The 10,729-nt window shown below is 62.1% G+C and carries 8 protein-coding genes; 5 read left to right on the top strand and 3 right to left on the bottom strand.

Annotated elements, in window-relative coordinates; all coding sequences use genetic code 11:
* The first annotated feature begins 568 nt into the window (after positions 1 to 568).
* The 3 genes from ppk1 to DW821_RS10390 all read left to right on the top strand — a co-directional run bounded on the left by ppk1 (position 569) and on the right by DW821_RS10390 (position 4,871).
* Positions 569 to 2,977, top strand: a complete 2,409-nt coding sequence (ppk1, locus tag DW821_RS06235) for a polyphosphate kinase 1 (RefSeq protein ID WP_117773941.1) — start codon at positions 569 to 571, stop codon at positions 2,975 to 2,977.
* Positions 2,978 to 3,075: 98 nt separating this feature from the next.
* Positions 3,076 to 4,404: a 23S rRNA (uracil(1939)-C(5))-methyltransferase RlmD gene (rlmD, locus tag DW821_RS06230; RefSeq protein ID WP_117759007.1), complete on the top strand. Its 1,329-nt coding sequence runs from the start codon at positions 3,076 to 3,078 to the stop codon at positions 4,402 to 4,404.
* A gap of 137 nt (positions 4,405 to 4,541) precedes the next feature.
* Positions 4,542 to 4,871: an IS3 family transposase gene (locus DW821_RS10390; RefSeq protein WP_197032199.1), complete on the top strand. Its 330-nt coding sequence runs from the start codon at positions 4,542 to 4,544 to the stop codon at positions 4,869 to 4,871.
* A 175-nt stretch (positions 4,872 to 5,046) separates the two neighbouring features.
* Here DW821_RS10390 and DW821_RS06220 read toward each other — a convergent pair whose 3' ends face one another.
* From DW821_RS06220 to DW821_RS06210, 3 genes are all read right to left on the bottom strand, one after another.
* Complete coding sequence (locus DW821_RS06220) at positions 5,047 to 6,495, bottom strand: PTS transporter subunit EIIC (RefSeq protein WP_117773940.1); 1,449 nt, start codon at positions 6,493 to 6,495, stop codon at positions 5,047 to 5,049.
* A 31-nt stretch (positions 6,496 to 6,526) separates the two neighbouring features.
* Positions 6,527 to 7,957, bottom strand: coding sequence for a 6-phospho-beta-glucosidase (locus DW821_RS06215; protein WP_117635389.1), 1,431 nt, complete (start codon positions 7,955 to 7,957; stop codon positions 6,527 to 6,529).
* Positions 7,958 to 8,078: 121 nt separating this feature from the next.
* Complete coding sequence (locus DW821_RS06210) at positions 8,079 to 9,059, bottom strand: EamA family transporter (protein ID WP_118066081.1); 981 nt, start codon at positions 9,057 to 9,059, stop codon at positions 8,079 to 8,081.
* Positions 9,060 to 9,558: 499 nt separating this feature from the next.
* On the opposite strand from DW821_RS06210, the gene DW821_RS06205 reads away from it, so the two are divergent.
* Both DW821_RS06205 and DW821_RS06200 read left to right on the top strand, forming a co-directional pair.
* Positions 9,559 to 10,101: a DJ-1 family glyoxalase III gene (locus DW821_RS06205; protein WP_117638209.1), complete on the top strand. Its 543-nt coding sequence runs from the start codon at positions 9,559 to 9,561 to the stop codon at positions 10,099 to 10,101.
* Positions 10,098 to 10,679 (top strand): nucleoside triphosphate pyrophosphatase, encoded by a 582-nt coding sequence (locus DW821_RS06200; protein ID WP_117773938.1) that lies wholly within the window; start codon positions 10,098 to 10,100, stop codon positions 10,677 to 10,679. The genes DW821_RS06205 and DW821_RS06200 overlap by 4 nt, the downstream gene beginning before the upstream one ends.
* Positions 10,680 to 10,729: the final 50 nt, after the last annotated feature.

The raw sequence follows: 10,729 nt of genomic DNA, 5'->3' as shown, positions 1-10,729 counted from the left end.
TGCAGACCTTTCGTCATGGCCTCCTACCTTTCTTTCGGGCCTTTCGGCCGAATCTCTCAGCACCCTTCCGTAACGGATGCTGCTTGCTGACAGCTCTAGTTATATCCAAATTCCAACCGCAATTCCACCTCGCCCCCGAACGGTCAACAAAGTTCGATGAACGGTATATCGAATATGATTCCCCCATAATGCACTTCGGCGTTCTAAAGTAGCTTTTCTAAGGTAAATGCTCTTTTTTCCTAAAAATCATTCGCAATTACAACTCCAATCTTTCGATTAAGAATTGCATATCTAAAACGGTTTTATGTATATAAATGACGCTTGTTCGTGTTTCTGTCTGTATTCGATGATATTCAGCTACCTATCATTCTTATTCACACATACTCACCAGTTGAGTGAGGATATAGACCGTTTTTCACAACGCGAAGGGCGTCAGCTCTATGGCTTGTCAGCGTAAGAAGTAGGTAAAGATACCGTTCACGCGATACGTCCGTGCCATAGGTCGACTAAATTGAGACAATAGTGAATAGTGTTAGGCAACCGTCCCCCACGGGGACTGAACGGACAGATGCATATGCCGAGCAAAATCGAAAAAAAGCAAGCCGCTGCAAAGCTGCGTAAGCCGCCGCGCGACCTCTCGTACACGCAGAACCGAGAGCTCAGCTGGCTGCGCTTTGACAACCGTGTGCTTGACGAAGCCTTCGACGAGACCGTTCCGCTGTTCGAGCGGCTAAAGTTCGTGTCGATTTTCGAGTCTAACCTCGATGAGTTTCTCATGGTGCGCGTGGGCGGCCTGTCCGATCTGGCAGAGCTCAAAAAACAGCCTGTCGACAACAAGAGCAATATGACCGCCTCCGAACAAGTCGATGCTGTCATGGCCGAAATGCCCGGGCTCCTTACCCGATGGGAGTCCATCTTTAAGAGCATCGAGGGCAAGCTCGACACCCTGGGCGTTCACCGCGCCCGCATCGATTCGCTTACGCCCGAGGAGCGCACCTTTGTAACCCGTTACTTCCAGGCCTACGTGTCGCCGGTCATCTCACCGCTGGTGATTGACCCGCGCCACCCCTTCCCCAACCTGCGCAACGGCGCACTCTACCTGGCCTGCGGCCTGGACGGCGTCACCGACGAGGAGAGTCTGCTGGGCCTTATCGAGATTCCCACCTCGATGAACCGCGTGGTCGAGATCCCCTCGCCCACCGGCACCTACTCCTACATCTTGCTCGAGGACGTCATCCTCGCCTGCCTGGACAGCTGCTTTGGCTCCTATAAGCCGCTCGACCGCGCGCTCATCCGCGTCACCCGCAACGCCGACATCGACCCGGACGGCGAGGGCGTCGAGGAGGAAGAGGATTACCGTCAGCACATGAAGCGCATCCTCAAGAAACGCTTGCGCCTGCAGCCGGTGGTGCTCGCGGTCTCGGGGTCGCTCGAGAAGGCGACGCTCAAGACCATCCGCAAGGCGCTCGAGCTTTCGCGCCGCTCTGTCTTTACCTGCGATATCCCGCTCGACCTAGGCTACGTCTTTGGCATTGAGGGCAAGATTCCCGAGCACCTGCGCAACGAGCTGCTCTTTACACCGTTTAAGCCGCAGCCCAACCCCACCATCGATATGACCCGCTCCATCCGCGAGCAGGTACTTCAGCACGACAAGCTGCTCTTTTATCCCTATGAGGCCATGAACCCCTTCCTGGATCTGGTGCACGAGGCCGCCTACGACCCCGAGTGCATCTCACTGCGCATCACGCTCTACCGCGTGGCCAAGCAGAGCCGCCTGTGCGAGTCACTGATCGATGCCGCCGAGAACGGCAAAGAGGTCACGGTGCTCATGGAGCTCCGCGCGCGCTTTGACGAGCAGAACAACATCGAGTGGGCCGAGCGCCTGGAAGAGGCCGGCTGCACCGTCATCTACGGCTCCGAGGGCTTTAAGTGCCACTCCAAGATCTGCCAGCTCACCTATCGCGAGGGCATGGCGCTAACGCGCCTGACGCTGCTGGGCACCGGCAACTTTAACGAGAAGACGGCCAAACTCTACAGCGACTTTATGCTCATGACCGCTCACCCCGGCATCGGCGAGGACGCCAACCTGTTCTTCCGCAACCTGTCGCTGGGCAACCTGCGCGGCGATTACCGCTTCCTGGGTGTGGCGCCCGTCGGACTGAAACCGCTCATCATGCGCGGGCTTGACCGCGAGATCCAGCGCGCCCTCGCCGGCGAGCCCGCCCGCGTGTTCTTTAAACTCAACTCGCTCACCGACCGCGAGGTCATCGACAAGATCGCCGAGGCATCGTGCGCAGGAGTCCGCGTGGACATGATCATCCGCGGCATCTCGTGCCTCAAGCCGGGCGTTCCTGGCAAGACCGAGAACGTGCATGTCCGTTCTATCGTCGGACGCTTTTTGGAGCATGCGCGCGTTTACGCCTTTGGCGTGGACTCGGACATGATCTATCTGAGCTCGGCCGACATGATGACACGCAACACCGAGCACCGCGTGGAGATCGCCTTCCCCGTGCTCGACCCCACCTGCCGCGCCCTGGTGCACGAGTACATGAGCATGCAGCTGCGCGACAACGTGAAGGCCCGCAGCCTCACGAGCGACGGCACCTGGGTCCCCGTGGAGCGCGCAGAGGGTGAGAAACCCTTCAACTCGCAGGAAGCCCTGCTGGAGCGTGCCTACCGCAACGCCGAGGCCGCGCCCGAGTCCGTCATTGAGGCAAAGCCCGCCCCTGCTCCTAAGCCGCAGCCGGCCACACCCGAGGTTCAGAAGGTCCAGGCGACCGTCATTGAGCCCGAGCCCGCACCTGCACCTCAGCCCGAGCCGCAGGCAGCTAAGCCCGCACCCGAGACGAGCGCCCGTCGCGATAAGCCCGCCGGCAAGACCAAGGCCATCGAGCGCCATCGCCCCGGTCGTGTGCGCATGGGCCTGGGCCTGATCGGCCTGGGTCTTAAGACGCTCATTACCGGCAAGACGAAATAGTCGTTTGTAGAAGCAGTTTGTAGAAGCGCCCCGCATTTGAGGAAAGCCTCGGATGCGGGGCGCTTTTCCCTGCTACCATGGTGCGAGCAACAACACGAATGACAGGCAGGGATATGAAGCTCACTATAGAATCGATGACCTACGGCGCCGACGGGCTGGCGCACGCCGACAACGGCAAAGCCGTCTTTGTGCAGGGTGCCGTGGCAGGCGACACCGTCGAGGCCGAGGTCGTACAGGACGGCAAGTCGTTCATGCGCGCCCGCACCACCGAGATTCTGGAGCCGAGCCCCGATCGCATTCAGCCCCCCTGCCCCTACGTGGGCATCTGCGGCGGCTGCTCGTGGGGCAATCTCTCACGCACGGCACAGCTCGCCGCCAAGGAGCAAAACCTGCGCTCCACGCTCGAGCGCATCGGCAAGTTCGCTCCTGAGCAGGTCGATGAGTTGGTGCAGCCCATCTGCCACACCAAGGACGACTGGGGCTACCGCAATAAAATCGAGCTCGAACCGACCGTCGTCAACGGTCGCGTGCGCCTTGGCATGCACGGTGTCGACCCCAGCAAAATCGTGACCGTCGATGCGTGCCCGCTGTTCGATAAACGTTTTCCCAAGGCGCTCAAATCGGTCGTCGGCGCACTCAACTATCTAAGCGGCAGCCATGACTTAGGGCTCGAACGCGTGGGCATTCGCGCATCGCGCCGCACCAAGGCGCTCGAGGTTGCACTCTGGACGCCCACGGGCTCTTTTCCGCGCTCGCAAGTCTCCCGCGTGCTGGCGGTCGCCGCTCATCCCACGAGCATCGTGCGTGTGATGAGCAAGGGCGAAAAGAAGGCCCGCCGTGTCTCCAAGGTCGAAATGCTCGCCGGAGAGGGCTCATGGACCGAGAATATCGCCGAGGGTCAGATGCGCTTGTCTGCCCCGTCTTTTTTCCAAGTCAACACCAAGGGTGCTGAGATTTTGATCGAGCTTGTCATGGAAGCGCTCGACCCGCAAGAAGACGAGCTTGCCGTGGACCTGTACTGCGGCGCCGGAACCTTTACCCTGCCGCTCGCCCGCCGCTGCGACTTCGTCGCCGCCGTCGAGGCCTACGGCCCGGCCGTGCGCGACCTGCGCCGTAACCTGGAAATCAACAAGCTTGATAACGTCGACGTCATTGGCGGAGACGCGGTGCGCGAGTTCCCCGACCAGGATGCCGACGTCTTGGTGGTCGACCCGCCGCGCGCAGGCCTCGCCCCCGAGGCGATCGACCTTATCGCCAGCACGAGCGCTCGCGATGTCGCCTACGTGAGCTGCGACCCCGCCACCCTGGCACGCGACCTTAAGCGCTTTGTCGAGGAAGGTACCTTCTCCCCCGTCAAGATCACGCCGGTCGATCTGTTCCCGCAAACCTTCCACTGCGAAACCGTCGTCCACCTCAAGCGCAACTAGACTGTTTGCCCCAGACCACGCCCGATGATTTTTCTGGCACGGGGATAAAAATAGATTTGCTCCGAATGATTATTTAATCCCCGTCCCGAAATTGAACCGCCCCTCATTTCTTGAACATTAGAAATGGGGGCTTCTTTATGGACGGGAGAGTCAGGCACGACGCCACGCTGAGGACTCTTGCAGCAGAGCTTTGCGACAGGGGGTGCGGGCGCGCCGAAGGCCAGCGGGAGGCCGAAGGGTGCCCGGACCCGGCCGGGGCCGGCGGCGTGCGAGGGCAAGCTCATGCGACGGAGCTGCTGCCCGGGCGCCTGAAGGACGAATTCTACAGGAGCCGAACGTGGCGGAGCTTCGAGGAGTTCAAGCGGGACCTCGAAGCCTATACCGTTCACTGGAACAAGAGGAGGCGGGTTAAGCAAAAGGGACTGACCCCGGAGGAGTTCCGAAATCAGTCCCCATGTGCGGCATAGGCCGCTAATTGACCCGTCCAAGTATCGGGGCGCAGTTCATTTCAGCGCCGCCCGAGAAAGCTAAACGCCTTCTGGCAGGTTGTCCCGGGCCGAGGGCGGCCACCTTGATCGCCCTCGGCCCTCACCCACCTCAACTGCCCCTCAATTACATAGAGCTGATTGAGGAGGGCGCAGGCTAGCGGGTGCCTTCCTCATCGTCGTTGGGCCGGTAGGTGATGAACTCGATAACAAAGGCCAGGACGGCAGAGACGAGCGAGGCGATGATCGCGAAGATCATGTGGGAGATCCCGGCGCCACCAGGGGTCCCGTCGATAAAGTTGAGCAGGTTGAAGACGCCGAGGCCGCCCGAGATGTACATGAGAGCGCCAGTCATTCCCACGATGGCGCCGCCCACGGCGGAGCTCAGGCATGCCACGACGAACGCGCGCTTGTTGGGGAGGGCGATGCCGTAGATGCCCGGCTCGGTGACGCCGAAGAAGAAGGCGGAGATCATCGCGGGAAGGGCGATGCCGCGGAAGCGCTCGTCCTTGTTTCTGAGGTACATGGCAAAGATGACCGCTCCGAGCGCGAACCCGTGGCCGATGGTGGCGGCGAGCACGCTGTCGTGGCCGAGGGTGTTCAGATTCATGATGGAGATGGGGATGAGGCTCCAGTGGAAGCCAAAGATGACGAGGCACATCCACAGTCCGCCAACCAGGGCGCTGCCCAGGACGGAACCAACCACGGGGAGCTGGAAGATGAACGAGAATGCCGCGCTCAGCAGGTTGGTGATGAGGGTGGCCACCGGGCCGATGATGAGGTAGCCCAAGACGATGGAGACCGTCATCGTGGCGAGCGGGACAAGGAACATCTTGAGCGCAGCCGGCATCCAGCTCTTGAGCCAGCGCTCAAGGATAGAGCCGAACCACACCATGAGAAGGACGGGGATCACCGAGCTCACGTAGCCGGACACGGGCATGATGATGGGGATCCCGAGGGCGGTGGCGTACCACGAGAACGTGCCGGCCACGCCGAGGTCGATGCTGCCGAGCGCCTCGCCCGAGGTCAGGGCGACCATCGTCGGGTAGAGGAGCGCCACGCCGATTGCCACACCGGTGAACTCGTTCATGCGGAACTTGCGCGCGGCACTGAACGCCAGGGCGACGGGAAGGAAGTAGAAGAAGCCGTCAGCCACGGTGTAGAGCAGCGTGTAGAGGCCGTCGTTTGCAAAGTCCGGGACGAAGTAGGTGATGAGGGCAAGCAGTCCCTTCATGATGCCTGCGGCGGCAAGCGGTCCCAGGATGGGCTGGAAGATGCCAGAGATGAGGTCGATGATGGCGGAGGCAACGGTCTTATCGCCCTGGGGCTCGTCGTCGGCGCTTGCGCCGCCCGAGAAGTTGCCGGCCTCCAGGACCGCGTCGTAGACGTCCTCGACGATGTTGCCCACGACCACCTGGTACTGGCCGTTGGCCTGGATGACCTGGATGACGCCCTTGAGGGCCTCGATCTTGGCCGTGTTGGCGCGGGACTCGTCCTTGAGTTTGAAGCGCACGCGCGTGATGCAGTGCGCGACGCTGGCGACGTTCTCGGCGCCGCCTACGTTCTCGAGTATGGATCTGGCCAGGTCGTCGTATTTTTCTGCCATTATTTTCTCCTTAGTGATATTGCCCGGGTGGTTAGCCCAGGTCGCCTCCGTTGGTGGCGATGGCCTGTTGATACCAGTAGAAGCTCTTCTTGCGCCTGCGCTCGAGCGTGCCGTTGCCCAGGTTGTCGCGGTCCACGTAGATGAAGCCGTAGCGCTTCTCCATCTCGCCGGAGCCCGCGCTCACGAGGTCGATCGGCCCCCAGGTGGTGTAGCCGAGCATCTCGACGCCGTCCTGCTCGATAGCGTCGCGCATGGCCTCGATGTGCTCGCGCAGGTAGGCGATGCGGTAGTCATCCTCGATCGTGCCGTCGGGAAGCACCTCGTCATAGGCGCCGAGGCCGTTCTCCACCACAAAGAGCGGCTTCTGGTAGCGGTCCCAGAGGTCGTTGATCGTGATGCGGAACCCCAGCGGGTCGATGACCCAGCCCCAGTCGCTCGTGCGCACGTAGGGGTTCTCTACGCCGGCGAAGGCGTTGCCCTCGGCGACGCCGCCCACGGAATCGGGGTCGCCCGCGGTACAGCGCGAGGAGTAGTAGCTAAACGAGATGAAGTCGACGGTGTTCTCCGCAAGGATGCGCTCGTCCTCGGCGGTCATACCCACGTCGATGCCCTCGCGCTCGAGCATCTTGAGCGCGTAGCCGGGGTAGTGCCCGCGTGCCTGCACGTCCACGAAGAAGAGGTCCTCCTGGTTCTTGACCTGCGCTGCACGGACGTCCTCGGGACGACAGGAGTAGGGGTAGTAGCTTCCCGCGGCGAGCATGCAGCCAACCTTGTTCTCCGGGTCGACCTCGTGGGCGATCTTGGTGGCCCAGGCGCTCGCCACGAGCTCGTTGTGCGCGGCGCGGTACTCGGCCTCGCGGGCATTCTCCCCGGGCTCGAGGACGATGCCGGCACCCATGAAGGGACGGTGCAAGATCATGTTCATCTCGTTGAACGTGATCCACCAATGCACGAGGCCGCGGTAGCGGTTGAAGAGCACCTTCACCAGCCGCTTGTAGAGCTCGATGAGGGCGCGGTTTCGCCAGGCGCCGTACTTCTTGACGAGGTGGATGGGGCAGTCGAAGTGCGTGATGGTCACGAGGGGCTCGATCCTGTGCTCGCGGCAGCAGCGGAACACGTCCTCGTAGAAGGCGAGCCCGGCCTCGTTGGGCTCCTCCTCGTCGCCATTGGGGAAGATGCGGCTCCAGGCGATGGAGAGGCGAAAGACCTTAAAGCCCATCTCCGCGAAGAGGGCTATGTCCTCGCGGTAGTGGTGGTAGAAGTCGATGCCCGTCTGGGCCGGGTAGTAGTACCCGGGCTCAAAGTCGAGCATGCGCCTCAGGCCGCGACTTACGTCGTTGCGCTCCGACCCGTGTGGGATGACGTCGACATTGGCAAGACCGCGGCCGCCCTCGTCATAACCTCCCTCGCATTGGTTAGCAGCGGTGGCTCCTCCCCAAAGGAACCCTTTTGGAAATGGCATGGTGCCTCCTTCTCTCTGGCGCCCCCACCTCTGCGGGGACGCTTTATAACGTCCTTGCGACCTCACGCGCCGGGCCCGTGGCCCTTTCCCTGATGCGCGCGGGCCGCCCGTGAAGGGGTGACTAGCTGATGGCTTGTCCTGCGGCGGCGCGACGTGCCTCCCAGCCTCCAAGCAGGGAGGGGACCTGTGCCAGGCACACGCCGGCGAGGATGATGGCAACGCCCAGCCACTCGACGACGCCGAGCGGCTCGCCGAGGACGATCATGGCGATGAGCAGGCCGGCGGGGAGTTCCGCGGCGGCCATGACAGTGGAGAGACCCGCGGGCAGGTGCGGAGAGCCCATGCCGAAGAGCAAGACCGGGCAGAGCATGCCAAAGAAGCCGGCGATGACGGCAAAGGGCAGGATGCCCTGGGCGAGAACGCCCGAGACAACGTAGTCCGGGCACACCGTGAGCGACATGACCACGGAGCCCGCGCACACGATGACGCCACGCTGCTCGGACGAGCAGGGGGCCTCGACCTTGCCGGAGAGGGTGACAAAGAGGGAGCAGGACACGGCCGCCCCCAGCGCGCAGAGCAGGGCCACGGGGTCGTACCCGGTGATGCCGGTCTTGTAGACGCCGCTGGCGAACACCGTTCCGAAGACGATGACCAGGGCGGAGGCCACTTGGAGGAGCCTCGGCGGCCGGCGCGTCATGACGGTCTGCCACACGAGCCCCAGCCACGTGAACTGGAAGAGGAGCGTGAGTGCCACCGGGGCGGGCAGCACGCTCATGGCGTAGCAGTAGAGGATTGAGGTGAGGCAGGTGAGGGCTCCCAGGCCCATGAGCTTGAGGGCGAGCTTCCAGCCCACGCGCTGCCAGCGGTGCCCGAGTGCGTGCCCTGCGAGCGTGGCGAGGGCGAAGAAGAGGCAGCCGAACCACGCCTGGCTCGCCACCACCTGCGCTGAGGTGAAGCCCGCGGCGTAGGCGAGCTTGTAGGTCGTGGCCATCGCGCCGTAGCAGGCGCCGCCCGCAAAGACCTGGAGCGCCGCCTTGACCTGCCCCGTGCCCGCGGCTCCCGCCTCGGCGGTCTGTTGCTTGATTGTGTTTGTTTCTGCCATTAGGCTCCCTTCCGTCTGCTGTCTTGCAGATGCGCGTCTCGTGCGTCTGTTCCCTGCAGTCGGAAGGTGGGCTCGTGCGGTCTTCTGGCGGTGCATGTGGTACCTGCTGCCAAGACGAAAAAAGCCACGCAACCGACTGCTCGGTTGCGTGGCAAAAAGGTGGCTAGCGCCCAGAAAAGTCCACGCGTTTTTAGACTGGGACAAAGTACTACAACAGGTGAGATTCCGTCAAGAAAAACCGAAGAAAAAAGTGAGCCTCTGCCCGCCGTACCTGTAGCGGTCGTTTCCCCGAACGGGGCGGTGCTGTTGGGGACTGTCTCGATCTGTAACAGTTGGGGCTAGTTTTGGTCGATGGATGTTACAGATTGAGATTGTTGAGGATGGGTGGGGTAGCTAATTCGGACGGGGCTATTTTAAACATTGGGAAATCGAGCGTGGCAAGCGGAGGTCTTCGGGGTATAAGACGGCTAATTGTATGCCGCCCATGAAAGGAGCCCTCATGCCCAGCGTTGCCGTTCTCGCCGCCGATGGCTTTGAAACTATTGAATGCTTGACCATGGTCGATGTCATGCGTCGCGGCGGCGTGCGTGCCACGCTCGTCTCGATCATGCCCACGCGTGAGGTCGTAAGCTCGCTGCAGATCCCCGTGACCTGCGATGCGCTCTTTGATGAGATCAACTTTGACGAGTACGACTGCGTCGTGCTGCCCGGCGGCCTGCCCGGTGCCACCAACCTGCGCGCCGATCAGCGCGTCTGCGACGTGGTCTGCGAGTTCGCCGCGACCAAGCACGTTGCCGCCATCTGCGCCGCCCCGTTTATCCTGGGCGAGCTCGACCTACTCGAGGGGCGCCAGGCCACGTGCTTCCCTGGCTTTGAGAAAAGCTTCCCCGAAGGCGCCTATACCGGCGAGAAGGTTACGCAAGACGGCAACATCATCACCGCCAGCGGCATGGCCCAGTCGCTCCCCTTTGCGCTTGAGCTGCTGCGCACACTCGCCGGCGACAAGGCCGTCGAGAAGGTCGCCGAGGGCATTCAGCTATGATTTTGGCTTCGCAATCACCGCGCCGCATCGAGTTGATGCGCGAGGCGGGCTATGACATTCACGTGATTCCCGCAGATATCGACGAAACGCCTTTTGATGGCGAGGCCCCGCTTACGCTCGTTGAACGCTTAGCACGCGCCAAAGCCGCCTCCGTTGCCGCCGAGCATGCCGAGCCCAACGAACTGACCGTCGCGGCCGATACTATTGTCACCTTCGATGGCAAGATTCTGGGCAAGCCGGCAACCGAGGACGAGGCGCGCACCATGCTCCGCGAGCTTTCGGGCCGCACGCACCAGGTCGCAACCGGCGTCTGCATCGTTAAGGCAGGCGACACGGCCGCTCCGCATGCCGCCGAGAGCCTGTCGTTTGTCGATGTGACCGACGTGACGTTCTATGAGCTCACCGACGAGCAGATTGAGCGCTACGTCGCCTCGGGCGAGCCCATGGACAAAGCCGGCGCCTACGGCATCCAGGGCACAGGCGGGCGCATGCTCGTGCATGATATTTCGGGCGACTTCTACAACGTGGTGGGCCTGCCCATCGCTCGCGTCGCGCGTGCGATTCAAAAACTATCGTAATTGCATCTGGCGCTGGGTATCCCCCAGCGCCTACAATTTCGGCGTACCGT

It is taken from the genome of Collinsella sp. AM33-4BH, assembly GCF_003469205.1.
Taxonomy (GTDB): Bacteria; Actinomycetota; Coriobacteriia; order Coriobacteriales; family Coriobacteriaceae; genus Collinsella.
Note: the sequence above shows the minus strand (reverse complement) of the source record. Positions and strands in the feature narration are given on the sequence as shown.

Bases quoted from the DNA above. Each gene is read 5' to 3' on its own strand.
- ppk1 (WP_117773941.1), top strand. From the start codon at position 569: ATGCATATGCCGAGCAAAATCGAAAAAAAGCAAGCCGCTGCAAAGCTG.
- rlmD (WP_117759007.1), top strand. From the start codon at position 3,076: ATGACAGGCAGGGATATGAAGCTCACTATAGAATCGATGACCTACGGC.
- DW821_RS10390 (WP_197032199.1), top strand. From the start codon at position 4,542: ATGGACGGGAGAGTCAGGCACGACGCCACGCTGAGGACTCTTGCAGCA.
- DW821_RS06220 (WP_117773940.1), bottom strand. From the start codon at position 6,495: ATGGCAGAAAAATACGACGACCTGGCCAGATCCATACTCGAGAACGTA.
- DW821_RS06215 (WP_117635389.1), bottom strand. From the start codon at position 7,957: ATGCCATTTCCAAAAGGGTTCCTTTGGGGAGGAGCCACCGCTGCTAAC.
- DW821_RS06210 (WP_118066081.1), bottom strand. From the start codon at position 9,059: ATGGCAGAAACAAACACAATCAAGCAACAGACCGCCGAGGCGGGAGCC.
- DW821_RS06205 (WP_117638209.1), top strand. From the start codon at position 9,559: ATGCCCAGCGTTGCCGTTCTCGCCGCCGATGGCTTTGAAACTATTGAA.
- DW821_RS06200 (WP_117773938.1), top strand. From the start codon at position 10,098: ATGATTTTGGCTTCGCAATCACCGCGCCGCATCGAGTTGATGCGCGAG.